Source organism: Allorhizobium sp. nf9_anc, from assembly GCF_056323085.1.
Window position 1 is genome coordinate 1,019,128 of the sequence record NZ_CM150481.1, and the last position, 24,334, is coordinate 1,043,461.

27 protein-coding genes are annotated in these 24,334 nt (G+C 62.0%); 15 read left to right on the forward strand and 12 right to left on the reverse strand.

Annotated elements, in window-relative coordinates; genetic code table 11:
* Nucleotides 1-119: 119 nt before the first annotated feature.
* From AC02Y0_RS04685 to AC02Y0_RS04720, 8 genes are all read left to right on the forward strand, one after another.
* On the forward strand, nt 120-584 hold the full coding sequence (locus AC02Y0_RS04685) for a DMT family transporter (protein ID WP_476382768.1): 465 nt from the start codon (nt 120-122) through the stop codon (nt 582-584).
* A 1-nt stretch (nt 585) separates the two neighbouring features.
* Nucleotides 586-1,008: a DMT family transporter gene (locus AC02Y0_RS04690; protein ID WP_476382769.1), complete on the forward strand. Its 423-nt coding sequence runs from the start codon at nt 586-588 to the stop codon at nt 1,006-1,008.
* A 117-nt stretch (nt 1,009-1,125) separates the two neighbouring features.
* Complete coding sequence (locus AC02Y0_RS04695) at nt 1,126-2,142, forward strand: diguanylate cyclase domain-containing protein (protein ID WP_476382770.1); 1,017 nt, start codon at nt 1,126-1,128, stop codon at nt 2,140-2,142.
* 105 nt (nt 2,143-2,247) lie between these two features.
* The gene (locus tag AC02Y0_RS04700) at nt 2,248-4,119 is read left to right on the forward strand and encodes an ABC transporter ATP-binding protein (RefSeq protein ID WP_476382771.1); all 1,872 of its coding nucleotides are present in this window, start codon (nt 2,248-2,250) and stop codon (nt 4,117-4,119) included.
* Nucleotides 4,120-4,389: 270 nt separating this feature from the next.
* Nucleotides 4,390-4,968, forward strand: coding sequence for a ubiquinol-cytochrome c reductase iron-sulfur subunit (gene petA / locus AC02Y0_RS04705; protein WP_444556612.1), 579 nt, complete (start codon nt 4,390-4,392; stop codon nt 4,966-4,968).
* Nucleotides 4,969-4,982: 14 nt separating this feature from the next.
* Nucleotides 4,983-6,251 (forward strand): cytochrome b, encoded by a 1,269-nt coding sequence (locus AC02Y0_RS04710; protein WP_476382772.1) that lies wholly within the window; start codon nt 4,983-4,985, stop codon nt 6,249-6,251.
* Nucleotides 6,252-6,272: 21 nt separating this feature from the next.
* Nucleotides 6,273-7,148, forward strand: coding sequence for a cytochrome c1 (locus AC02Y0_RS04715; protein ID WP_102018061.1), 876 nt, complete (start codon nt 6,273-6,275; stop codon nt 7,146-7,148).
* A 118-nt stretch (nt 7,149-7,266) separates the two neighbouring features.
* Nucleotides 7,267-7,812 carry an adenine phosphoribosyltransferase gene (locus AC02Y0_RS04720; protein ID WP_102018060.1) on the forward strand — a complete coding sequence of 182 codons (546 nt, stop codon included), beginning with the start codon at nt 7,267-7,269 and terminating at the stop codon, nt 7,810-7,812.
* A gap of 51 nt (nt 7,813-7,863) precedes the next feature.
* Here AC02Y0_RS04720 and AC02Y0_RS04725 read toward each other — a convergent pair whose 3' ends face one another.
* The 5 genes from AC02Y0_RS04725 to AC02Y0_RS04745 are packed head-to-tail and all read right to left on the reverse strand — an operon-like array spanning nt 7,864 to nt 10,772.
* A complete protein-coding gene (locus AC02Y0_RS04725; RefSeq protein WP_476382774.1) occupies nt 7,864-8,472 on the reverse strand; it encodes a LysE family translocator in 609 nt (202 codons plus the stop codon).
* A gap of 37 nt (nt 8,473-8,509) precedes the next feature.
* Entirely contained in the window at nt 8,510-9,337 is an 828-nt protein-coding gene (locus AC02Y0_RS04730; RefSeq protein ID WP_476382775.1) for an AraC family transcriptional regulator, read from the reverse strand.
* A gap of 6 nt (nt 9,338-9,343) precedes the next feature.
* Nucleotides 9,344-9,820, reverse strand: a complete 477-nt coding sequence (locus AC02Y0_RS04735; RefSeq protein ID WP_476382776.1) for a glutathione peroxidase — start codon at nt 9,818-9,820, stop codon at nt 9,344-9,346.
* Entirely contained in the window at nt 9,817-10,305 is a 489-nt protein-coding gene (locus AC02Y0_RS04740; protein ID WP_476382777.1) for a MaoC/PaaZ C-terminal domain-containing protein, read from the reverse strand. Before AC02Y0_RS04740 ends, AC02Y0_RS04735 begins: the two co-directional genes overlap by 4 nt.
* Nucleotides 10,302-10,772, reverse strand: coding sequence for a MaoC family dehydratase (locus AC02Y0_RS04745; protein WP_476382778.1), 471 nt, complete (start codon nt 10,770-10,772; stop codon nt 10,302-10,304). The genes AC02Y0_RS04740 and AC02Y0_RS04745 overlap by 4 nt, the downstream gene beginning before the upstream one ends.
* A 63-nt stretch (nt 10,773-10,835) precedes the next feature.
* On the opposite strand from AC02Y0_RS04745, the gene AC02Y0_RS04750 reads away from it, so the two are divergent.
* Nucleotides 10,836-11,498 carry a Crp/Fnr family transcriptional regulator gene (locus AC02Y0_RS04750; protein ID WP_476382779.1) on the forward strand — a complete coding sequence of 221 codons (663 nt, stop codon included), beginning with the start codon at nt 10,836-10,838 and terminating at the stop codon, nt 11,496-11,498.
* 91 nt (nt 11,499-11,589) lie between these two features.
* Nucleotides 11,590-11,796: a YgaP family membrane protein gene (locus tag AC02Y0_RS04755; RefSeq protein ID WP_476382780.1), complete on the forward strand. Its 207-nt coding sequence runs from the start codon at nt 11,590-11,592 to the stop codon at nt 11,794-11,796.
* Between the two features lie 74 nt (nt 11,797-11,870).
* Here the strand turns inward: AC02Y0_RS04755 and ychF are convergent, their stop codons facing one another.
* Nucleotides 11,871-12,974, reverse strand: coding sequence for a redox-regulated ATPase YchF (gene ychF, locus AC02Y0_RS04760; RefSeq protein WP_102018052.1), 1,104 nt, complete (start codon nt 12,972-12,974; stop codon nt 11,871-11,873).
* 112 nt (nt 12,975-13,086) lie between these two features.
* Here ychF and clpS point away from each other — a divergent pair, with 112 nt between their 5' ends.
* Nucleotides 13,087-13,395 (forward strand): ATP-dependent Clp protease adapter ClpS, encoded by a 309-nt coding sequence (gene clpS, locus AC02Y0_RS04765; RefSeq protein WP_006725606.1) that lies wholly within the window; start codon nt 13,087-13,089, stop codon nt 13,393-13,395.
* Nucleotides 13,396-13,446: 51 nt separating this feature from the next.
* Here clpS and AC02Y0_RS04770 read toward each other — a convergent pair whose 3' ends face one another.
* On the reverse strand, nt 13,447-13,845 hold the full coding sequence (locus tag AC02Y0_RS04770) for a RidA family protein (RefSeq protein ID WP_476382781.1): 399 nt from the start codon (nt 13,843-13,845) through the stop codon (nt 13,447-13,449).
* Between the two features lie 166 nt (nt 13,846-14,011).
* On the opposite strand from AC02Y0_RS04770, the gene AC02Y0_RS04775 reads away from it, so the two are divergent.
* Nucleotides 14,012-14,620: a TetR/AcrR family transcriptional regulator gene (locus tag AC02Y0_RS04775; RefSeq protein ID WP_476382782.1), complete on the forward strand. Its 609-nt coding sequence runs from the start codon at nt 14,012-14,014 to the stop codon at nt 14,618-14,620.
* A 43-nt stretch (nt 14,621-14,663) separates the two neighbouring features.
* Entirely contained in the window at nt 14,664-15,062 is a 399-nt protein-coding gene (locus AC02Y0_RS04780) for a hypothetical protein (protein WP_476382783.1), read from the forward strand.
* Nucleotides 15,063-15,072: 10 nt separating this feature from the next.
* Here the strand turns inward: AC02Y0_RS04780 and prmB are convergent, their stop codons facing one another.
* The 5 genes from prmB to AC02Y0_RS04805 all read right to left on the reverse strand — a co-directional run bounded on the left by prmB (nt 15,073) and on the right by AC02Y0_RS04805 (nt 20,809).
* Nucleotides 15,073-15,999, reverse strand: coding sequence for a 50S ribosomal protein L3 N(5)-glutamine methyltransferase (gene prmB, locus AC02Y0_RS04785; protein WP_476382784.1), 927 nt, complete (start codon nt 15,997-15,999; stop codon nt 15,073-15,075).
* A 68-nt stretch (nt 16,000-16,067) separates the two neighbouring features.
* Nucleotides 16,068-16,793, reverse strand: a complete 726-nt coding sequence (gene pth, locus AC02Y0_RS04790) for an aminoacyl-tRNA hydrolase (protein ID WP_476382785.1) — start codon at nt 16,791-16,793, stop codon at nt 16,068-16,070.
* A gap of 78 nt (nt 16,794-16,871) precedes the next feature.
* On the reverse strand, nt 16,872-17,612 hold the full coding sequence (locus AC02Y0_RS04795) for a substrate-binding periplasmic protein (protein WP_476382786.1): 741 nt from the start codon (nt 17,610-17,612) through the stop codon (nt 16,872-16,874).
* 24 nt (nt 17,613-17,636) lie between these two features.
* A complete protein-coding gene (locus AC02Y0_RS04800; RefSeq protein WP_476382787.1) occupies nt 17,637-20,015 on the reverse strand; it encodes a putative bifunctional diguanylate cyclase/phosphodiesterase in 2,379 nt (792 codons plus the stop codon).
* A gap of 197 nt (nt 20,016-20,212) precedes the next feature.
* Entirely contained in the window at nt 20,213-20,809 is a 597-nt protein-coding gene (locus AC02Y0_RS04805) for a 50S ribosomal protein L25/general stress protein Ctc (protein WP_476382788.1), read from the reverse strand.
* Between the two features lie 294 nt (nt 20,810-21,103).
* Here AC02Y0_RS04805 and AC02Y0_RS04810 point away from each other — a divergent pair, with 294 nt between their 5' ends.
* Both AC02Y0_RS04810 and AC02Y0_RS04815 read left to right on the forward strand, forming a co-directional pair.
* On the forward strand, nt 21,104-23,188 hold the full coding sequence (locus tag AC02Y0_RS04810) for a putative bifunctional diguanylate cyclase/phosphodiesterase (RefSeq protein ID WP_476382789.1): 2,085 nt from the start codon (nt 21,104-21,106) through the stop codon (nt 23,186-23,188).
* A 145-nt stretch (nt 23,189-23,333) separates the two neighbouring features.
* Nucleotides 23,334-24,290 (forward strand): helix-turn-helix domain-containing protein, encoded by a 957-nt coding sequence (locus tag AC02Y0_RS04815; RefSeq protein ID WP_476382790.1) that lies wholly within the window; start codon nt 23,334-23,336, stop codon nt 24,288-24,290.
* The last annotated feature ends 44 nt before the right edge of the window (nt 24,291-24,334 follow it).

Below are 24,334 nucleotides of genomic sequence, written 5' to 3' on the forward strand. Positions count from 1 at the left end.
TGATCGGTTCATTTGCCGAATTGGCTTGTCGCCGGGACGGCGTCGCGGCTATGCGGTGCCTTCGGCCATCCGGAGCCGATTTGATCGATCGCGGTCCCGGAGGCCCTGTCAGGAGCGTCATGCTGAAATACATCGACTGGATTTGGGCCGTGCTTGCCGGCGCCTTGCTGGCGGTCATGGTGACCATCAACAGCGGGCTTGCCGCGTTGACGACGCCGTTTACGGCGTCCTGGGTGGTGCATGGCGTCGGTGGCGTCGCGGCATTCTTCCTGCTGATCGCAAACGGCGCTGTGGCGAGGCGGGCTGGCCGGCTGCCGGCTGATGGAAAGGCACCGCTCTGGTCCTATCTCGGTGGCGCGCCGGGTGCCTTCGCGGTGGCCTTGAGCTCGATTGCCGTCAATTCCGAGCTTGCGCTGGCCGGTGGTCTGTCATTGCTGCTCGTCGGGCAGATCCTGTTTGGGCTACTTTCCGATCAGTTCGGCTTGTTCGGCACGCCCAAGCGCGTGTTGAACCGCTTCGACTTTCTCGCCACGATCTGCGTGATCGGCGGCAGCGCGCTCCTCATCTTCTCCAAGGGGGGCTGAGATGCTCGGAGCCGTCTTCATCGCGCTGATCGGCGGTGCCGCCGTTGGCATGAGCCGGTCGATCAACGGGCGCCTGACCATGGACCGCGGAGCTTTCACGGCCTCGGCCTGGAACCACTGGATCGGCTTCCTGCTGCTCTCGGTCTATATCCTGCTCTTCCATCGGGTCGGCCTGCCGCTGCTTGCCGACGTGCCGTTCTTCTATCTGGTCGGCGGCGTGATCGGGGCCTGCTTCGTTGTGATCAGTTCCTATGTCTTTCCCCGGATTGGAGCGGCGCGCTCTGGTCTGCTGATCATCGGCGGCCAGATGATCACCGGGCTGCTCATCGACCTTGCCCGCGGCACCGCGCAGTTCCATCCCGGCCAGGTGGCGGGCGTAGGGCTGATCCTCACGGGCATCTATCTCACGCGCTATACTAAGTGAGTTTCCCTGTGACGGGCGAGGTGTCAGGCCCGTTGCATTTTAGCGATCTCCGAAACGATCGGTTTCGATTTGGGGCGTAGCCTGCTTTGACCGGAACACCTGACGGAGGTGCATCCCATGTCAAATTTCGCTTATCGCACAGCCCCGCATGCCAGAGAGGCCGAAATCATCGGCCGAAAGGCGCTGGAATTCCTGAGCAAGAACCGGCTTGATCTGACGCCGCGCAATTTCGAGCTGATCTATGAGGTGCTGACGGGCCGGGACAAGGCACTTCGGGAAGCCTTCGTCGCGCTGCCCAAACCGGTGAGCCAGGCTGCGCTGTCGATGGTTGCGCAGCAGTTTTTGCCGGAGCGCCCTCTGTTTGCGACGCTCAAAAGTGTGAGCGAAGAGGCGCTTGGTGCGCTGGACAGTTTCCGCAAGGCGCTGGAAAGCGGAACGGTGACCGTTGCCGAGGCGCATCAAGGGGCGACCGAGCGGCTTGCGGCGCTTGATGGGCAGATCGGCCATTGCATCGAGGCTTTGCAGGCCGTCTCGCGACTGGTGACGCCGGAGCCGCAGGATGCTGCAGCCCAGGAGCATCTGGCGGCTCAACTCACCTTCGGCCTTCCGGGCTATGCCGCGCTCGAAGAGCGGCTTGCATCGATCTTCGGCGAGGGCGTGCCGGAGGATGGGGTGAGCCTGATGCTGTGCCGTATCGACGGGCTGGAGCCGATGAACCGCAGCGGGCTTGCTCAGGTCGGCGACTACATGAAGAATACGCTGGCGCGCTTCACCCATCGGCTGATCGACAAGACCGATACGGCCTACTGGACCGGCCCGGACGAACTCAGCCTGCTCGTCGGGGCGAGCAGCGAGAGCTATCTTTCGCAGCTCGGCGAGAAGATCGCGCGGGTGGTCACGGATGCCGAAACCATTGCACGGCGGTCGATCAAGTCGATGCCGAAGCTCGCCTGCCATTTCGGCTGTGCCCGAACCCATCGGCCGGTGCTGGCGGCGCAGCTTTATGGGGCCGCACGCCAGTCGCTGCAGCGGGCAGAGCTGACGGAAAGCCTGGTGCCGGTCTTTGCGGAAGTCTCGGCCGATGCCGCCACACTCCGCCGTTACGAGGCGCTCTACGGTCGCCGGATGCGGTGAGCCACAGAGGCGCGGTCGACCGTTTCGCCGATGCTGACCAAAATGTAATCTGGTCTGCAGCGCAAAAGCTTTGCCGTCCCGGGCAAACCGCCTATATCGCTTTTCATGTTTCAAGCTGTCGCCCGCCTTTTCGAAAACTGGCTCGATCCTTTCGCCCGGACGGACAATCTGCGTCCGCCGGAAAAGACCTGGGCTTTCGTGTGGTTCTATGTCCGTCAGGCCAAGCTTGCCTTCTTCCTGATGGCGATCTTCGGCGGGGCCGTCGCCATGCTGGAGGCGGGGCTGTTCTGGTTTGTCGGACGGCTGGTCGACCTTCTCGATACGGTGCCGAAGGAGGCCGGCTGGGACGGATTGATCGCGGCGCATGGCGGCGAGCTCCTGGCCATGGCGCTGATCATCCTCATCGGGCGCTTCCTGGTGGTGACGGTTGGGGCGCTGGTCGAGGAGCAGGTCATCGTCCTCAACTTCTTCAATCTCGTGCGGTGGCAGGCGCATGCGCATGTGGCGCGACAGTCGCTCTCCTTCTTCCAGAATGATTTTGCCGGACGCATCGTCACCAAGGTCTGGTCGGCGGGGCAATCGACCGGGGATCTGCTGACGTCATTGCTGCAGGTGGTGTGGTTCATGGTGATCTACACGATCTCGACCATGGCGCTGGTCGCACAGCTTGACTGGCGGCTGGCGGCGATCATTGGCGCCTGGGTGGCGATCTTCCTGGTGCTGGCCCGGTACTTCGTCCCGAAGATCCGCCATCATGCACGGGAGACGGCCGAGGCGTCGTCGATGCTGAATGGCCGGCTTGTCGACAGCTATTCCAACATCCAGACGCTGAAGCTTTTCGCCCGCGAGCGGCAGAACGACCACTACATCCGTGCCGGCTTCGACCGCTTCCAGGACACGCTGCGCCCGTTCGCGCGGCTGCTCACCGGCGTGCGGGCTTCGCTTGCCATCCTCTCTGGCTTCATGATCCTGATGGTGGCGCTTCTGTCCGTCGACTTGTGGTTTGCCGGTGCAGTGACAGCGGGTGGCGTCGCCTTCACGCTGGGCCTCGTCCTGCGCCTCAACATGCTGCTCGGCCGGATGATGACGCAGCTCAACGGCATCATGCGCAATATCGGCACCATCCAGAATTCGGCGGAGCTGGTGGCCAAGCCCATTGGTCTCACCGACAAGCCGGATGCGGCCAAGCTCCAGGTAAAGTCTCCCGAAATCCGCTTCGAGGATGTCAGCTTCCACTATGGCCGGAAGAAGGGGGCGATCGATCATCTGACACTGACGATCGAGCCCGGCGAGAAGGTTGGTATCGTCGGACGTTCCGGTGCGGGCAAGTCGACGCTCGTCAACCTGCTTCTGCGCTTCTACGATCTGGAGGGCGGGCGCATCCTGATCGACGGGCAGGACATCTCGACCGTCACGCAGGAGAGCCTGCGGTCGCAGATCGGCATGGTCACGCAGGACACGGCGCTTCTGCACCGCTCGATCCGCGACAACATTCTGTTCGGACGCGAGGATGCGGGCGACGACCTGCTTTTGAAGGCGGCGGAGCGGGCGGAGGCGCTCGACTTCATCCAGCGGCTCGAGGATCAGCGTGGCCGCAAGGGCTTCGATGCGCATGTTGGCGAGCGGGGCGTGAAGCTTTCCGGCGGGCAGCGTCAGCGCATCGCGATTGCGCGGGTGATGCTCAAGGATGCCCCGATCCTGGTGCTGGACGAGGCGACATCTGCTCTCGACTCGGAAGTGGAAGCGGCGATCCAGTCCAATCTCGACCGGTTGATGCAGGGCAAGACCGTGCTTGCCATCGCACACCGTTTGTCGACCATTGCGGCGCTTGATCGCCTCGTGGTCATGGACAAGGGCCGGATCATCGAGCAGGGCACCCATCAGGAGCTGGTGGCGCAAGGTGGGCTCTATTCTGAGCTCTGGGCCCGCCAATCCGGCGGTTTCCTCGATACCCGCACCGAGCTTACCACGGCCTGAGCGTTCACCGTCTCGAGCGGTGCCCGCAACCATTTGCATCGCTTGATGAACTGCCGCTCACACTTGCGATAAATCAAGCAATTGGGGATGGTATCCATGAAATCCGCGACATCGTGGCTCCTTGCCTGCGGAAGACTGGACAGAATAGATTATCGGGCTTAGAACGCGCCAATCTGGCGGGGAATCTGTGGCTGCACAGTGGCCGAACTGTGATTCCCGCTGCGGGGGCAAATGCGGTATGTCGCAGGATTGCGAGAGGAAAAAGTGACCGTGAGCGAACACGAGACAACGACAGAACATGCGGCCGAGCCTACGCGCCGCGACTTTCTCTATATGGTGACCGGTATTGCCGGCGCGGTCGGCGCGGCTTCGTTCGCCTGGCCGTTCATCGACCAGATGCGTCCGGACGCATCGACGCTCGCGCTCGCTTCGATCGAAGTGGACGTATCGGCGCTCGAGCCGGGCATGTCGCTGACCGTCAAGTGGCGCGGCAAGCCGGTGTTCATCCGCAACCGCACCGACAAGGAAGTGGAAGAGGCAAACGCCGTTCAGCTGGCCGATCTCAAGGATCCGGTCGCGCGTAACGCCAATGTCGACGCCACTGCCGATGCGACGGACCTCGCGCGTTCGGCCGGTGAAGGCAAGGAAAACTGGATCGTCATGATCGGCTCCTGCACCCATCTGGGTTGCGTGCCGCTTGGCCAGTCCGGTGATTTCGGCGGGTGGTTCTGTCCCTGCCACGGCTCGCACTACGATACGGCGGGCCGTATCCGCAAGGGTCCCGCGCCGACGAACCTGCCGGTGCCGACCTTCGCATTCACATCCGACACTGTCATCACGATCGGCTGAGGGGATAAGACACAATGAGTGGCCATTCGAGTTACCAGCCGTCCACCGGCGTCGAGAAGTGGATCGATGCGCGCCTTCCGCTGCCGCGTCTGATGTATGACAGCTTCGTTTCCTATCCGGTTCCCCGCAACCTGAACTATGCCTACACCTTCGGTGGCATGCTGACCGTCATGCTGCTGGTGCAGATCCTGACGGGCGTCGTGCTCGCCATGCACTATGCCGCTGAAACGACCGTCGCCTTCAACTCGGTCGAAAAGATCATGCGCGACGTCAACAACGGCTGGCTGCTGCGCTACATGCATGCCAACGGCGCGTCGTTCTTCTTCATCGCCGTCTACCTGCACATTGCCCGTGGTCTCTACTACGGTTCCTACAAGGCACCGCGCGAAATCCTCTGGATCCTCGGCGTCGTGATCTTCCTCCTGATGATGGCAACCGCGTTCATGGGCTATGTTCTACCCTGGGGGCAGATGTCCTTCTGGGGTGCGACCGTTATCACCGGCTTCTTCACCGCCTTCCCGTTCATCGGTGAGAGCATCCAGCAGTTCCTGCTCGGCGGCTTTGCGGTCGACAATCCGACGCTGAACCGCTTCTTCGCGCTGCACTACCTGCTGCCGTTCATGATCGCCGGTGTGGTTATCCTGCACGTCTGGGCGCTGCACGTCACCGGTCAGACCAACCCGACCGGCGTCGAAGTGAAGTCCAAGACCGATACCGTTCCCTTCACGCCCTATGCGACGCTGAAGGATGCGCTTGGCCTCTCGGTCTTCCTGCTGGTCTTCGCCTACTTCGTCTTCTACATGCCGAACTATCTCGGCCATCCGGACAACTACATCCCGGCTGACTCGCTGAAGACCCCGGCTCACATCGTTCCGGAATGGTACTTCCTGCCGTTCTACGCGATGCTGCGCGCCATCACCTTCGACATCCTGTTCATCGACTCGAAGCTCGGCGGCGTCCTCGTGATGTTCGGTGCGATCATCGTGCTGTTCTTCCTGCCCTGGCTGGATACGTCCAAGGTTCGTTCGGCCGTCTACCGTCCGTGGTACAAGCTGTTCTTCTGGATCTTCGTTGCCAACTCCATCCTGCTGGGCTGGCTCGGCGCGATGCCGGCAGAAGGCATCTACGTCGTCCTGTCGCAGGCCGGCACTGCCTACTACTTCGGCTTCTTCCTCGTGATCATGCCGCTGCTCGGCCTGTTCGAGACGCCAAGGCGCATCCCGAACTCGATCACCGAAGCGGTTCTCGAAAAGAGCGGCAAGTCCGCTGCTGCCCAAGCCTGAGCACGTGAGAGGAAGATAACAATGAAAAAGCTTGTCACGAGCATCGCGCTGATCGCCGCCTTGGCCGGGTTCTCCGGCCAGGCGATGGCAGCGGAAGGTGGCGATCTGGCCGAGATGACGCATCATGCTGCGCAGACCGGTCACTACCCGATCCTGAAGCCCGAGCAGATGGACTGGTCGTTTGCCGGCCCGTTCGGCAAATACGACAAGGGCCAGCTGCAGCGCGGCCTCAAGGTCTACTCCGAAGTCTGTGCAGCCTGTCACTCGATGAGCCTGGTCGCCTTCCGCACGCTGGAAGATCTGGGCTATTCGGAAGCGCAGGTGAAGGCTTTCGCGGCGAACTACGAAGTCACCGACGGCCCGAATGCCGATGGTGAGATGTTCACCCGTGCGGCTGTTGCATCCGACCATTTCCCGGCACCGTTCCCGAACAAGGAAGCGGCTGCTGCGGCCAACAATGGTGCGGCTCCGCCGGACTTCTCGCTGATCGCCAAGGCACGCGGCGTTACCCGCGGCTTCCCGACTTTCGTTTTCGACATCTTCACCCAGTACCAGCAGGGCGGCCCGGACTATATCCACGCGCTGCTCACCGGTTACCAGGATCCGCCGGAAGGCGTTGAAGTTGCCGAAGGCACCTATTTCAACCCGTACTTCATCGCCGGTCAGTCGCTTGCCATGGCACAGCCGATCTCCGACGGTCAGGTGACCTATGACGACGGTTCGCCGGAAACGCTTGAGCAGTATTCGCGTGACGTTTCCGCCTTCCTGATGTGGGCTGCAGAGCCGCATCTCGAAGACCGCAAGCGCATGGGCTTCATGGTCATGGTGTTCCTCGCGATCTTCACCGCGCTGATCTACCTGACGAAGAAGTCGGTCTACGCGAACAAGGAACACTGATCCGAAGGGATTACGTTCACGGAAAAAGGCGGTCTTCGGGCCGCCTTTTTTATTGGGAGCCCACACCATTCTTGGTAAGGTCCCGCGCAAGATCTCCCCGACACAATCCGGATGCCCCATGAACCCCGACACGCAGAACTATCTCACGAGCTCGATCCGCTCCATTCCCGACTATCCGAAGCCCGGGATCATCTTCCGCGACATCACCACGCTGCTGGGTGACGCGCGGGCGTTTCGGCGCGCGGTGGATGAGCTGGTGCAGCCCTATGCCGGTCTAAAGGTCGACAAGATCGCCGGTATGGAAGCGCGTGGCTTCATTCTCGGTGGCGCTGTTGCCCACCAGCTTTCGGCCGGCTTCGTGCCGATCCGCAAGAAGGGCAAGCTGCCACACGAGACCGTGCGGATCGCCTACAGCCTGGAATATGGCGTGGACGAGATGGAGATCCACATGGACGCCGTGAAGCCCGGCGAGAAGGTGATCCTGGTCGACGACCTGATCGCGACCGGTGGCACGGCCGTCGGTGCCGTACAGCTGCTGCGCCAGATCGGCGCTGACGTCGTGTCTGCCTGCTTCGTCATCGACCTGCCGGAACTCGGCGGCCGCAAGAAGCTCGAGGCGCTCGGCGTCGAGGTTCGCACGCTCGTGGAATTCGAGGGGCACTGAGCCTTTTTACAACGACCGGGCGCTGCGCCCGGTCGACCTCCGGCTGGTGTCTCAGCGCTCTGCCAGCGCCAACTTCCCCGCCATCAGCAAGAAGCCACCTGCAAGCAGCCGGTTGACGATCCGCATACGGTGCGGGCGCTCGACCAGCCCATGGCGCATCGCGGCTGCGGCAAGGCCGTAGAGTGCGAAGACCACTGATGTCACGGCCATGAAGACGAGGCTGAGACCACCCATGGTGGCCAGGGGTGCCGGATCGGCCTGATCGACGAATTGCGGCAGGAAAGCCAGGAAGAAGAGCGAGAGCTTCGGATTGAGCAGATTGATCAGGACCGCCTTTCGGATGATCCGCCAGGCCTCGCGGTGCGGTTCAGATGCCTGTTCCTGGGCGAGGCCGCTTCGCCACAGGCCGATTGCCATCCAGATGAGATAGGTGATGCCCGCATAGCGGATCAGTTCGAAGAGACGCGGCTCGGCGGCGACGAGGGCGGCGAGGCCGAGCGCTGCCGCCAGCATATGCGGGACGATGCCCAGCGTGCAGCCGAGGGCAGCGATGAGGGCGCTGCGGCGTCCGCCGCCGAGTGCGGCTGCCAGGGTGTAGAGCGCGCCCGTGCCGGGCGTTGCGACGATGATCAGGGTCGTCAAAAGGAAATCGAGGGTCATGCTGGTCTCCTGCGTTGCTGGAGCGAGCATGCCGGTGTCAGGCGCTGCGGTCTTGTACAGGATTGCAGCCGAGCCGGGCGCGGCGATAGGCACCAGGGGTAAGGCCGAAGCGGCGGCGGAATTCACGGTGCATATGGCTCTGATCGACGTAACCGCAGGCGGCTGCGACCTCAGCGGGAGGCAGACCTTCAATGAGCAGGCGGCGGCTTAGGTTGGCACGGCTCTGCATGCGGTAGGCATGGGGCGTGATGCCGGTGTGGCGCTGGAAGGCGCGGATCAGCTGAAAGCGGCTGAGGCCGGCTTCGCGCGCAAGGTCCGAAAGATCGGCAAGGCTTGTCGGATCCTCGTCCAGGTGTTGGCGAACACGGGCAAGACTGGCCGGCAGGGCAGGTGCCGCCTGCCTGCGGCGAAGCAGTGCCTTTCCGAGAATGAGGACGAGCGCTTCCCGAAGGGCGTCCGCCGGCAGGTCTTCCGGTCCATGGTCAAACCGGCGATGCAAGGCCGCGAGATGATGGCGAATATCTCTGTCAGCGAAGACGGGCAGCTCGAATTCCAGGTCCGAGATCGCTGAGACCAGATCGGATACGCTGTCTGTGAGGAGGGCCGGCGTCAGGTAAAGCATGTACCAGCTGCGCGGCGTCCGGCCGATCGGGGCGCCGTCATGCACTTCGCCCGGATTGACCGTTATCAGCTGGCCTGCTTCGGCTTCGACCTGACCCCGGCCGGACGCCGAGATCTGGCCGCCGGCGGAGAGAAAGCCGATGCCATAGGTGTCATGGGTGTGTTTTGGAAAGACATGCGCGCTTGTGGCCGAGACCGCTTCCAGGCCGCTGAGAGATGTCGGATGGAAGCGGAAGTCGGCCATGGCGGATCAGAGGGCGAGCGCTTTGGCGATGTCGTCGGCAAGATCCGACGGAGCCGTGCGAGGGGAGTAGCGAGCGATGGGCTGGCCGTCGCGGCCAATAAGGAATTTCGCGAAATTCCAGCCGATCTCGCTGCCCTGTTCAGCGCCTGGTGTTTCAGCCTTCAGCCAGGCGTAGAGCGGGTGGGTGCCCGCACCGTTCACTTCGATCTTGGCGAAGAGGGGGAAGGTGACGGCGAACTGTGTCTCACAGAAGAGGGCGATTTCCTTCTCCGTGCCGGGTTCCTGGGCACCGAACTGGTTGCAGGGGAAGCTAAGCACGACGAGGTCGGGATTGTCCTTGTGGAGTGCTTCCAGGCCCTCGTATTGGGGCGTGAGGCCGCAGGCGCTCGCGGTGTTGACGATGAGCAGCACCTTTCCGGCATAGTCTTTCAGGCTGCGCTCGGTGCCATCGATGGCGGTCATGGTGAAATCGTGGATGCTCATGGCGCTTGTTCCTCGTCGGGGAAGAATTCGATCAGGTTGCTCTTGAAGCGCAGCACGGTTTCGCCGTGCTGGTTGACCCCTTCGGAGAGGGCCGAGTTCAGAATGTAGCGGTTTCGCCCTTGAACGGCGCGGCTTTCCAGCGGGATCATGAAGAAGGTGATGGTGTCGCCGGCGAAGACGGGTTTCAGCCATTGCAACTCGGCAAAGCCAGGCGAGGGGCCGAGCTTCGGCGGCGCGATGCCTTCGGCTTTCAGGCGTTCGATCTCCCGTCCGATAAAGCCGATGAAGCTCTTCATCCAGTTGGCGCAGGTGTGCCAGCCGGAGGCGCAGAGCGCACCGAAGACGTAAGTCTTTGCGGCTTCCGCATCGATGTGGAAGGGCTGCGGATCAAACTTCTCGGCGAAGCGGATGATGTCTTCGGCGGTAAAGGTGACGCTGCCGAGTTCGAGGCGGGTGCCGGCGGGATAGAGCTCGAGCATTCTCATGCGGTGACCTCCGACATCTCGCGACGGCGCACCATCACGGCATTGCGGGCCTTCAGCACCGTTTCGCCGCGCTGGTTGTGCAATTCATGGCCGAAGGTGACGATGCCGAGATGGGGGCGGGAGCGCATCACGCGGACCTCTTCGACGACGGACTGGCCGGACAGCGTGTCGCCGGCAAGCACCGGTTTGCGCCATTGCATGAACTCGATTCCGGGCGCGCCTTCGGAGGCGGCTTTGAGCACATAGGCATCGATCATCAGGCGCATGAAGAGGCTGGACGTGTGCCAGCCGGAGGCGGAGAGGCCACCGAGGATGCTGGCCTTGCCGGCTTCTTCCGAGAGATGCATTGGCTGCGGATCGAATTCGGTGGCGAATTCGATGATCTCTTCGGCGCTCACCAGACGGGGCCCGAGCGCAAAGCTTCGGCCCTCCGTGAAGTCCTCGTAGTGAAGCCTGTCTTCCTGCATGCGCCGTGTTCTCCAATGCCTTGCCAGTCGCTATGGTCATAAGCGGGAATCGAGAGGTGGTCCATGGCGGGTTGGGCAGATCAGGCCGGCTTTCTGGCAGGCATCGATGTAGAGGCACGGCAGGCGCTGGAGGCGCTGACGCCGATGCATGTGCCTCACCGCACGACGCTGTTTCGGCCCGGCGACGCCGCGCAGAGTTTCGTCATACTGCTCTCCGGCCGGATTGGCGTTTACCTCACGGGGCGAAACGGACGGGAACTGCTTCTCTATTCCGTGACGCCCGGCGAGACTTGCGTACAGACAACGCTCGGTGTGCTGGGTGGTGCGCCCTATTCGGGCGAGGCGGTGGCCGAGAGCGACCTCGTGGCCGTGATGGTTCCGCCCGCCGTCTTCGAGCGGCTGATGGCGGATTCGATGGCCTTCCGCAATTTCGTCTTTCGAGCCTTCGCCGACCGGCTGGGCGACCTGATGTTCGTGCTGGAGCAGGTGGCCTTCGTGAAGGTGGAGCAGCGGCTGGCGCATGCGCTTCTGGAGCGGGCGGCCGAGGAGGGGCATGTCGCCCTCACACATCACGACCTTGCCGTCATCATCGGCACGGCACGCGAGGTGGTGTCGCGGCGGCTGGAGGCGCTCGTCTCCAAGGGCGTGGTGGCCAATGAGCGCGGGCAGATCCGCATCATCAATCGCGCCGAGCTTGCCCGCATGGCACGGGCTTCAGACGGTTAAGACTTTGCAAAGCCCGTGACTAAGTCACCGACGCGGCGGCAAGGCAGCGATAGAGTCATCCCATCGTCAAACCAAACGGAGGGAAATCACCATGTTTGCCAAGAATGTCGGCGGTCTCGACCGCATCCTGCGCATCGTTGCCGGTCTCGTGCTTCTTTCGCTGTTCTTCATATATCCGGGCGCCTGGTGGCGCTACTTCACGCTGATCGGGATCGTGCCATTTGCAACCGGCCTGATGTCGAGCTGCCCGCTCTATTCGATCATGGGGCTCTCGACCTGCCCGGTGAAGCGGGCCTGAGGTTTACAGAGCTCTAAAAATGCAACAAAAGGCCGCGAGTTGATCGCGGCCTTTTGTTGTTACAGGCGTCACACTTAGGTGTTGAAGCGGAAGTGGATGACGTCGCCGTCCTGGACGACATATTCCTTGCCTTCGTCGCGGCCCTTGCCCGCTTCCTTGGCGCCGACTTCGCCCTTGAAGGCGATGTAGTCGTCATAGGAAATGGTGAAGGCGCGGATGAAGCCGCGTTCGAAATCGGTGTGGATCACGCCAGCGGCGGCCGGTGCCTTGGTGCCGCGGACGATGGTCCAGGCACGGCATTCCTTCGGGCCGACCGTGAAATAGGTGATCAGGTCGAGCAGGTGATAACCGGCGCGGATCAGGCGGTCGAGGCCGGCTTCATCAAGGCCGAGTGCAGAGAGGAATTCGGTGGCTTCCTCTTCCGGCAGCTGGGCGACTTCGGCTTCGATGGCAGCCGAGATGATGACGCATTCGGCGCCCTGCTCGGTTGCCATCTTGGCGACAGCTTCGGTGTGCTTGTTGCCGGTTGCGGCGTCACCTTCGGCGACGTTGCAGACGTAGAGGACCGGATGCGAGGTGAGGAGGTTGAGGCCCTTGAGGATCTCGATCTCGTCAGGGGCAAGCGTCTTCAGGAGAAGACGGGCGGGCTTGCCTTCGTTCAGCAGCTTGACCACCTGTTCCATGATCGGCAGCTGGGCGGTCGATTCCTTGTCCTTGGAGGCGGCGCGCTTGCGGGTCTGCTCGACGCGGCGTTCCAGGCTTTCGAGGTCGGCGAGCATCAGCTCGGTCTCGATCGTATCGGCGTCGCCAACCGGGTCGATCTTGCCTTCGACATGGGTGATGTCATCATCTTCGAAGCAGCGCAGCACGTGGACGACGGCATCGACTTCGCGGATGTTGGCGAGGAACTTGTTGCCGAGGCCTTCGCCCTTCGACGCGCCGCGCACGAGGCCGGCGATGTCGACAAAGGAGATGCGGGTCGGGATGATTTCCTTGGAGCCGGCGATATCGGCCAGCTTTTTCATGCGCGGATCGGGAACGGCCACTTCACCGGTGTTCGGCTCGATCGTGCAGAAGGGATAGTTGGCTGCCTGGGCTGCCGCCGTCTTGGTCAGCGCGTTGAAAAGTGTGGACTTGCCGACATTCGGAAGCCCGACGATACCGCATTTGAAGCCCATGGCTCTGAATACCTGCTCGGGATGGATTTTCGTTGCCCACGCCTATGAGGTATAGGAGGGACATGGTCAAGTGTTGCGGGCCTGATGCGGCCTCTAGATCCGGAAGGAACCCATGGCGAAGGATACGGTACTGACGCCGAAGACGGTGACCAAGCCCAAGGTGGAGAAGCCACGGCTCTACAAGGTGCTCCTGCACAATGACGATTATACGCCGCGCGAATTCGTCACGATCGTCCTGAAGGTGGTGTTCCGGATGAGCGAGGAGACGGGTTACCGGGTGATGATGACGGCGCACAAGTTCGGCTCGGCGGTGGTCGTGGTCTGTACGCGCGAGATTGCGGAGACGAAGGTGACGGAGGCGATGGATCTCGCCAAGGAGGCGGGCATGCCGCTGTTGTTTACGGCAGAGCCGGAGGAGTGAGGACGCGAAGCTCGCGTCCTCTCGATCGGGCAAGCGGTTACCTCCGCTTGCTTACTGTGTCTGCGGAATCCGTGCGATGACCTTGATCTCGAAGTCGAAGCCGGCGAGCCAGGTCACGCCGACCGCCGTCCAGTTCGGATAGGGCGGATCGGGGAAGACTTCAGCCTTGACCTTCATGATCGTTGCGAACTGGTTTTCCGGGTCGGTGTGGAAACTTGTGACATCGACCAGGTCGGTGAAGCTGCAGCCTGCGGCGGCCAGTGTTGCCTCGAGATTGGCGAAGGCGCGGCGCACCTGGGCTTCGAAGTCGGGTTCGGCGGTGCCGTCCTCACGGCTGCCGACCTGACCGGAGACGAAGAGGAGGTCACCGCTGCGAATGGCGGCGGAATAGCCGTGTTGTTCGTAAAGCGCATGGCGGTTTGCGGGGAAAACGGGTTCAGGTTTGATCATGGGTATCCTTTCGGGCATGCGGCATCGTTCCGCCCGTGGGTGGGTCGGTGAAATGCCGCTTGGCTGCAGGCTGAAGATTTCATATACGTTGCGTATGTAGATTTATTCGCATACGGGTCGTATGTCAAATTCATATACGCAGTGTATGTGAAGTCAGGAGATTGGCGTGAAGCGCGCACGGTCGGAAAGCATGGCGGAAAATCGCGGCAAGCTGATCGCGGCTGCGCGCAAGGCCTTTGCGGAGAAAGGCTATGCGGACGCCTCCATGGATGCGCTCACCTCAGACGTGGGTCTGACACGCGGCGCGCTCTATCACAATTTCGGCGACAAACGCGGGCTGTTTGCCGCCGTCGTCGAGCAGATCGATGGCGAGATGGCCGAGCTGGCCAAGGCGCGCGGTGCTGTGGCAGGCGAGGGGTGGGATGCGCTCCTGGCTGAAGGGGCGGCCTATATCGAGATGGCGCTTGATCCCGAGGTGCAGCGCATCGTGCTGCTTGACGGTCCTGCGGTGCTCGGCGATCCCTCGTTATGGCCGAGCCAGAATTCCTGCCTCCAGGTGACCCGTCAGGCCGTCGAGGACCTGATGGCGGACGGGATCCTCAAACCGGTCGATACGGAAGCCGCGGCGCGGCTGATCAGTGGGGCCGCGCTCAATGCCGCGATGTGGATTGCCGCCAGCGCGGAGCCCGAGAGCGTGCTGCCGCGTGCGCAGGTGGCGTTTCGGGCACTTGTCGAGGGGCTGCTTGCAAGGCCGGTGCAGGCGGGCCAGAACTAAGGCCGGAAACCAAATGATTACGTCTGCTGGCTAGACTTAGCCCATGAACCCCGACCCGCAGACACTCGCCGAAGCAGCCACCTGGCACTATGCCGTGGCGCTGGCTGTGTTCGCCCTGCTGGGTGCACTGGGGCATGTTTCGCGCGCCGTTTTCAACCTCTTGCCGGACCGCCTGTCGGATCGGCCTGTCATGGATCTCGTGATCAGCGACGGCTACAGCTGGACCGACATGATCTTCAAGACCGAGTATGACGATGCGGGCTATTACCGCCTCGACAGCCTGCATAACTTACGGCTCGCGGTGTGCTGGGCCATGCTGAGCGGGTTTGTCGTGCTGCTGCTCGTTCCCGATGTCTCGAAAGTCATTGCCTACTGGATCGACTGGGGGCTCGCAGCACTCGTCGATCTCTTCTGGTACCGGGTCGAGACGTTCGAGTGGTGAGGCCTTGGCCTCACTTCTTCTTCGCCTTCACGCCGAGCGCTTCCGCGCTGATCCAGAACACCGCGTCTTCCTCTTCCGTCGTCTCGACCCAGAGGAAGTCGAGGTCTGGGAATTCGGCTTCAAGGATGTCGCGGCCACGGCCGATCTCGCAGAGCATGCCGCCGCCCGGGTTCAGGTGCTTGGGGGCCTCAGTGAGCAGCGTGCGCACGAGATCAAGGCCGTCTTCGCCGCCATCATGGGCCATGGCGGGTTCGGCGCGGTATTCGGCCGGGAAGGCCTCCATCGCCTCGTGATCGACATAGGGCGGGTTGGTGATGATCAGGTCGAACTTGCGGCCGGCAAGTGGCGTGAAGAGATCGCCCTGGTGCAGCGTCAGCTGGTCCTTGAGGCCATAGGCCTGGCGGTTCTTTTCGGCCACGTCCAGTGCATCCGTGGAGAGATCGACGGCATCGACTGATGCCAGCGGGAAGAAACGCGTGGCGAGGATGGCGAGGCAGCCGGAGCCGGTGCAGATGTCGACCACGCTTTCAACCGCGAAGGGATCAGGCAGGAAGGTCGAGCCGAATTCGCCGCCATATTCGTTGAACAGGATCTCGCCGATATGCGAGCGCGGCACGATCACGCGTTCGTCGACGAAGAAGCGCAGGCCCTGGATGTAGGAGCGGCCAGTCAGATAGGCCGAGGGCTTGCGGGTCGCAACACGGGTTTCGATGCGCTCGGCGAGCAGGCGCCGCTCGGCGGGCAGTAGTTTCGCATCGAGGAAGGGGTCGAGCGCGTCGATCGGCAGGTCGAGGCTGTCGAGCACGAGGAAGGCAGCATCGTCGACGGCGGTGTGGGTGCCGTGGCCGTAGCTGAGTTCTGCGGCGTTGAAGCGGGAAATGGCATAGCGCCAGTAGTCGCGCAGGGTGACGAGGTCGGTGGTGATGTCGTGGCTCATGGCAGTCTTCCGGTCGTTTGCGCGGCTATCGGTTAAAGGCGGGGCAGGGTGGGCCCGTGATTGTGTGGTCAGTCGCCCTTGGGGCCGAACATCTTCTTCAGCATCTCAGCCATCGGGCCGGTTTCGGGAAGCTTCTTCGGCTGGTTAAAATTGCGGGCCTGATGGATGTGGGACTGGGCCGGCTTCGGGGTCTTTGGGGCCTTGGCGGGCTTTTCGTCCTCGGCCTTGCCGCCGGTTGCGAGCGCCAGCTTGTTCATCAGCTGCGAATCCTCACCGCGTACCAGCATTTCGGCATTGTCGGCGAGCGCTTCGAGCAGCGGATCCAGCCATTCGGCGTCCACCTTGGCGAAGTCACCGAGCACGTGGTTGTGGACTTTTGCCTTGTCGCCGGGATGGCCGATGCCGAGGCGCAGGCGCCGGTAGTTCAGGCCGCAATGGGCGTCGAGTGACTTGATGCCGTTATGGCCACCATGACCGCCCCCGGTCTTGATGCGGGCCTTGCCGGGGAGGAGGTCGAGTTCGTCATAGATCGCGACGATGTCTTCGGGGCCGAGCTTGTAGAAGCGCATAGCCTCGCCGACGCTTTCGCCGGAGAGGTTCATGAAGGTCTGCGGCTTGATCAGCATGACCTTCTCGCCGGCGAGCGTGCCTTCCGCGATCTCGGCCTTGAACTTCTTCGCCCATGGGGAGAAGCCGTGGCGACGCTGGATCGCGTCGACGGCCATGAAGCCGATATTATGCCGGTTCTTCGCGTACTGCGCACCGGGATTGCCGAGGCCGGCCAGGATGATCATTGCCCGAGATCCGTCTTGAGGTTCTTTGCCTTTCCCGACAGCGAAACGGCTTGAATGTCAAGACTGATGTCTGAGCCGTCAGGGTTTGGCGGCGACCATCCCGAAATTAGAGTAGCGCAGATTATAGGTGTCGAAGATTTCGGCCTGGGTGCCGTCGGCGATCAGCTTGTCGAGCGCGCCCTGCATGCGGGCGAGCAGATCTTCCGGAAAGTTCGCGTTGCAGGCGATGGCGAATTTCTGCTCCGAGAAGACGAATTGCGCCTCAAGCTCCTCACCCTTTTCCTGCAGCTCGATGTAATGCTGCTCGGAAATCGGCATCAGGTCGATGCGCTTGCTCTGCAGTTTCTTCAGCGTCAGCTTGAGGTCGGTGGCGAGGTCGATCTTGGGGAAACCTTCGTTCTCCAGAAGCGTCTGGGTGTAGTCGTTGCGCTGGGTGCCAACGATGTAGCGCTTGGCCTCTTCGATGTTGCCGACCTTGATGCCCGAACTCTTGTCGGAGACCATGAAGTTGCGGCCGACGGCGATAGGCTCCACCCATTTGAACTTCTTGTCGCGTTCCGGAATATGGGCGGTCGTGAAGACGCAGTACATCTTCTCCGTTTCAGCCAGGGCGATGGCGCGTGCCCAGGGCATCATCTCGAGCGTATAGGGGACTTTGATCTCTTCCATCATCAGGAGGACCTGATCATAGCCGGCACCTCGGATCTCGGCGCCGACGCGGAAGTTATAGGGTGGATAGTCTTCCGTCGTGAAGTGGACGATGTCTGCGGCGGCGACCGGGGCCGCCGCAAGTGAAAGTATAAGGCCAAGGACTTTCATTGCGGTTCCCTCTTGCGTTTGATGTCAGCCGGCCGAGGCCTTTTGCAGGCGAGCCGGTGTGGCGGTGGCTTGTTCGATCAGTTTGGCCAGCGGCTGTGGCCGGGCGAAGAGATAGCCCTGGCCGTAGTCGACGCCGAATTCTTCGAGGATCTGACGCTGTTCATCGGTCTCGATGCCCTCCGCGACCACGGCACATTCCATCTTGTGGGAGATCGCCGTGATGCCTTCGACGAGCATGCGGCTCTTGTGGCGCAGTTCCGCCTCATCCTCGGTCAGCGAGCGGATGAAGGACTGGTCGATCTTGACGATATCGACGGGGAAGCGGTTCAGGTAGCTGAGCGAAGAGTAACCCGTGCCAAAGTCGTCGAGCGCGAGGCGATAGCCGTAGCGGTTGAATTCATCGAGGATCGTGCGGATCTGCGGATTGTCGTGCAGCAAAGTCGCTTCGGTGATTTCGATGACGATGCGGTGTGGCGCGATGTCGAAATGGGTGGTCAGCGCGGCGAGGCGAACGGGCAGCGACTGATCGAATTGCAGCGGCGAGAAGTTGACGGCGAGATAGGCGTCGTGATCGCCGGTCGCGGCACTCAGGCGGGCAAGGTTCGAGAGCGCCTTTTCCAGCACCTGGCCGCCGAGGCGGCTGATCGCGCCGGTCTCTTCCGCCACGCAGATGAGTTCGGCCGGCGGGATGACGCCGCGTTCTGGATGAACGAGACGCATCAGGGCCTCGTAGCCGACGGTGCGACCGCTGCCGACTTCGACGATCGGCTGGAAGAAGGCATCGAACCAGTCTTCCGCCAGGCCTTCTTCGATGTCGTGCTCGATCTCGGCGCGGCGGCGGGTGTGGTCCTGGATCTCCGAATTGTAGAGCATTGCACCGTTCTTGCCGTCGCGCTTCTTGCTGTACATCGCCATGTCGGATTTCTGCAGCAGTTCAGCGGCATTGGCGGCATGGCGGGGATAGAGCGCGATACCGATGCTGGCGCTGAGGCGCACCGTCGAGCCTTCGATCGTCATCGGGTCGACGAAGATTTCGCAAAGCGCACGGCTGATCTCGGTTGCGACAGGTTCGATCGCATGACCACGCAAGAGAACGGCGAATTCGTCGCCGCCGAGACGCGCCGCAATCGCGCCCTTCGGCAGGCGATCATTCATGCGCTCGACGAAACGGCAGAGCACGATGTCACCGGCCTGATGGCCGAGATTGTCGTTGATCCACTTGAAGCGGTCGAGATCGACGAAGATGCAGGCCAATTCCTCGCCTGCGGTATCGGTCGCGGCAATCTCGCTGTCGAGGGCGGTCTCGAAGCCCTGGCGGTTGCGCAGGCCGGTCAGGTGGTCGGTGATCGCCTGGCGATGGTTGCGCTCTTCGGACTGCTTGAGCGCGGTGACATCGGTCATGACTGACAGGGACAGGTCTTCCTGTGCGCCCTCGATCGTGCGGTTGGCTTCCGCAATCAGCACGTCCATCACGGACCCATCGGCGCAGACGAACTGGGTGGTGGCTTCCAGGACGTCGGCGATCGAGCGGGTCTTCTTGCGCTCCAGATAGCCGGAACGGGCCTCGGTGGGCACGAGTTCGATGAAGCGGCGGCCGACGATCTGGTGGCGCTGATAGCCGGTTGCCACGAGCCAGTAGTCGCTGACGCCGGTGATGCGGTCTTCCTCGTCGAGGGAGAACAGCATGGCGGGCGTCGTGTTGTAGATATCGGTCGAGCGCCGGTGGGCGAGGCGAAGTTCGGCCTCTTCCTGCTCGAGCTTGATCTGCATGGCGTTGAAGCTGCGCGCCAGCCGCCCGATTTCGTCGTTCGACTGCCAGTCGACGTGGTGGCGGGAGCCGAGCCTGCGGGTCGCCTCGATGGCTGCGGTGAGCTTCAGCAGCGGCTTCATGACCATCAGCCGGTTACCGACGATGGCGGCGCCGACCACGCCCACGACCGCGAGCATGAAGATGCCGATCAGCATGACCTCTGCCTGGCGCAGCGAGGAGAACATGTCGATGCGGCTATAATAGATGGTGATCGTGCCGACCGACTTGGGGCCTTCGACGGCGCGGTAAAAGATCTCGCGCGTGATCGATTCCAGACCGTTCTTCGGCCACTTTGGCAGCGCTGGCATGGAGACCGAGATGCCGCCGGAGATATCCTTGACGTTGACGCGGCTGACGGGACCGTTGGAGACGATGGTGGCGGTGATCTGCTCGACGCTTTCCTCGTCGAAATCCCAGAGCGGTTTTGCCAGGGCCTGGGCGTTGGCCGCCAGCAGGATGTCGAGGTTTTGCTGCAGTTCATTGGAGGCCCGTTCCGTCGCCAGAGACAGGAACAGCGCAAAGAGCGGCACGACCAGAATAAAGATCGTGATCCCCACAATGGCGAGGAATCGGCTCTCGACCGAACGTGTCATCAGCAGTCCGCCTCGGGAGGCGCGGGATGATGCAGCATGATGCTCAAAACTCCCCTCACGCAATAATTGCGAGGCGAAGGCTTTCACGAAATACTTTAAATCTAACTAAAGAGAAATGGTCGGAATCGAGTCTATCGGACAGCAAAAAGCCCATCCCCGCGAAGGGATGGGCTTAATTGTTACAACCGAGCTGAAGATCAGGCTTCGGCTGCTTCTTCTTCCATGCCGCCAGCCGGAGCAACGATCGTGGCGATCGTGAAGTCGCGGTCAGCGATTACAGGCGTTACGCCCTTCGGCAGCTTGACAGCCGAGATATGGATCGCATCACCAACCTTGAGGCCGGCGAGGTCAACAGTGATCGCTTCCGGGATGTCCGAAGCCGGGCAGTGCAGTTCAACTTCGTGACGAACGATGTTGAGAACGGCGCCGGTCTTGATAGCGGACTTCTCTTCGTTGACGAAGTGAACCGGAACCTGAACCTGTACCTGGCTGTTGGCCGAGACGCGCAGGAAGTCGACATGCATCGTGAAGTCACGAACGACGTCGAGCTGGTAGTCCTTCGGCAGAACGCGGATCTTTTCGCCATTGACTTCAATGACGGCGACGGTGGTCATGAAACCGCCGGCGTGGATGCGCTTGGTGATCTCGTTCGTATTGATCGAGATCGCAATCGGGGCCTGCTTGTCACCATAGATGACAGCCGGGATGAGACCGTTGCGGCGAAGTTCGCGGGAGGACCCCTTACCTACCCGTTCGCGTGCTACGGCCTTGAGCTCGTAAGAAGCGTGGCTCATGGCTTTTACCTTTCAAGTTACTGGAGAGCCCTGGCGGCTTTGATGCCATGCCAGAACCGGAGACCGTTGCCGGTCCCATCCACATTGCCTCCAAGGGTGTCTGTGCGGATCGGGCGCCTATAGACCAGATGATGCGCAATAGCAAGGTTCTGCGGACCTGCGGCACAGATTACGCATTTGTGATCGGGCAGAGCGCCTTCAACGCGGCGAAGTCGATTTGGTAACCATTCCGCTCAAGCTCTTAGCAATTGACGAATGCTAATGCAGGCTCTGGTTTTCACGTGGTCCCATTTCATGCTCGAAGTTCTCACCTGTATCGTTGTTGAACATGACCCGCTGTCGCTGATCGCGGCTGTCTCCATCTGTGTCTTCGGTTCGCTGTTGACGATGCGGCTGTTCGGCAGGGTGAGAAGCACGCGGGGTGCCGCATGGGCGAGCTGGATCTCGCTGACCAGCGTGATCGGGGGCGCCGCGATCTGGACCACCCATTTCGTCGCCATGATGGGCTATGAGGCGGACGTTCTGGCCGGTTACGAGCCGAAGGCGACGCTGGCATCTCTGGTTCTTGCCATCACCGTCACGGGTATCGGCTTTGCGATTGCGGCGGCGACCCAGCGCAGCTTGCTGATCGAGGCGGGTGGTGCGGTTGTGGGCGCCGGCATCGCTGCCATGCATTATGTCGGCATGGCGGGCTATCAGGTTCAGGGGCATCTCGAATGGAATGGCACTTATGTCGCCGTTTCGCTCGTGGCCGGTGCGCTGTTCGGAGCCATTGCGACCAGCCGCGTTGCTCGGCCCGTGACCCGGTTCTGCCGTTATGGCGGCGGTGTGGCCCTGGTGCTGGCTATTGCCTCGACCCATTTCATCGGCATGACCGGTGTCACCGTCGTGCCGGATTCATCTGCGGCTCTGCCGGCGGACATGCTGCCCGAAAGCGTGCTGACCGTCGTCTTGATGCTGGTCACGGTCCTTATCCTCTCCATCGGTTCGATGACTTATGTGATCGACCGGCAGTCGACCAAGTCGGCCGTCGAGCGCTACCGCCAGCTTTCGCTGCACGACGCGCTGACGGGCCTTCCGAACCGGAGCGCCTTTGTCGAGCGACTGAGTGACATGCTGGAGCGGCCGGGGGCAGGGGGCGAACGGGTTTATCTCTTGTCTTTCGATCTCGACCGCTTCAAGGAAATCAACGACGTGCACGGGCATGCTGCGGGCGATCACGTTCTCAGGATTGCAGCCGAGAGACTGGGGCGCCGTCTTCGTGAGGGTGAGTTCGTCGCTCGCATTGGCGGGGACGAGTTTGTCGCTGTGACGTCCCGCCTGTTCACGCATTCGGAAGCCGAGCATATGGCGGCGCGGATCGTCAAGGATCTCGGCGAGCCGATCGACTGGGAGAACATGACACTCTCCATCGGCACCAGCATCGGCATCTCGGTCTCGCCTGACGGCGCCGAGACGATCGATGATCTCTTGGCGCAGGCCGATACGGCCATGTACCGCGCCAAGTCCATTGGCTCCAACCAGATCTGTTTCTATGACCGGTCGATGGACCAGGCAGCCCGTGAACGCAGCGCGCTTGCCATGGATATGCGGGCCGGCCTCGAACGCGGCGAGTTCATGCTCTACTTCCAGCAGCAGAACAACACGCTCTCGGGCGAGGTTGTCGGTTTCGAGGTTCTGCTGCGCTGGCTGCATCCGAAGCGCGGCATGGTATCGCCCGTCGAGTTCATTCCGATCGCGGAGCGGACCGGCTTCATCATGGAACTCGGCGACTGGGTGTTGCGGCAGTCCTGCCTGGCTGCGGTCAAGTGGAACAATCCCTTGCGGATCGCCGTCAATGTCGCGCCAAAGCAGCTCGCCAACAGCAACTTCCCGCAGCGTGTTCGGGATATCCTCAAGGAAACCGGCCTTGCTCCTGATCGACTCGAGCTCGAAATCACCGAATCCGGCATCATCGCTGACCAGCAGAACGCGCTGTCGATCATTCGGCAGTTGAAGACGATCGGCGTGAAGATCGCGATGGACGACTACGGCACTGGTTATTCGTCGCTCTCGACGCTGCAGCTCTTCCCCTTCGACAAGATCAAGATCGACCGCGGCTTCATCGACAATGTTGCCGATAACCGGCAGTCGGCAGCAATCGTGCGCTCTACGCTGATCCTGGCGCAGAGCCTCGATATCCCGGTTCTGGCCGAAGGCGTGGAGAATGCCGAGCATCTGCGGTTCCTGCAGGACGAGGGCTGCGCCCAAGTGCAGGGCTATTTCTACGGTCGCCCGGTGCCGATTTCCGAACTCCAGGCCATCGTCAATCCGGCAGCGCCCGCTGATGCAGATGAGCGGATTGTGGCTGATGATACGAAGGACGGGCTTGCCGCCTGAGCGCTTTGGTCTTTGTCTGGGTGAACTGTCGCAGATTTGCGCCACTTTGCGGGCGGCCGTGAGGGGTGGTCATTTGACGCTCACATGAGCGATTGCCTCTTCGGGCGGATGGCGCATACTGACGCCAGTGCTTTGGGAGGAGCCGATGCGTCAGGATATCAGTCATTCCGATCTCGTCTACTCGACGGCGCAGAAGGCATCCGCGGCGGTGACCTCGCCTGTTGCCGCCTCATGGAGCCGGTGTCTCAATCTTTATCGCCTGCAGCCGGAAGAGGCGCGAAAGCCCGTCCAGGTCGACGAGGCGACGTATCGCGAGGCGCGCGAGCGCATGGAGCGCTTGATCGGCAGCTCCGCTGATGAGGTCGATCGGCTTTACCAGATGGTTGGACGCTCCGGTTGCTGCATCATCCTTGCGGATCATAGCGGGATCGTGGTCGACAGGCGCGGTGCGCCTGGTGACGATGTCGAATTCCGGGCACTGGGGCTCTGGCAGCAGACGCTGTGGAGCGAGGCGAGTGTCGGCACCAACGGCATCGGCACCGCACTTGCCGACGAGCGGGCCGTCGTCATCCATCGCGATCAGCATTTCATGAGCGCCAATATCGAGCTCTCCTGCGCAACCGCACCGATCCGCGATCATCTCGGCCGGGTTACGGCGGCACTCGATGTTTCCACCTGCCGCAACGATGTCTCCGACATGACGCTCGCCGTCCTGTCGCAGGCGGTGCGCGATGCGGCGGCGAGGGTGGAAAGCAATCTCTTCCGTCAAGCGTTTGCCGGTGCGCGCATCGTGGTGGTGCCGCAGGCCCAGTCGCTTTCGGCCTTGATCGCCGTCGATGGCGATGACCTGATCCTCGGTGCGACCAAGGCCGCACGGGTGGCGCTGAAGCTCGACGACGGGTTGATTGCGCAAGGGTTGCCGGCTGCCGATGCGCTGCGCGAAACCCATAATGGCCGTACCAGCGATCTCGACGATGCCGAGCGGGCGGCGCTTCGCCGGGTGCTGTCGCGTGCCAATGGCAATGTCTCCCAGGCAGCCCAGATGCTCGGCATCAGCCGCGCGACGCTGCACCGGAAGATGAAGCGCTTCCAGCTGCACTGATCTCGCATATGTGTCGCAAGACTGAAACACTGTGCGCTGCAGCA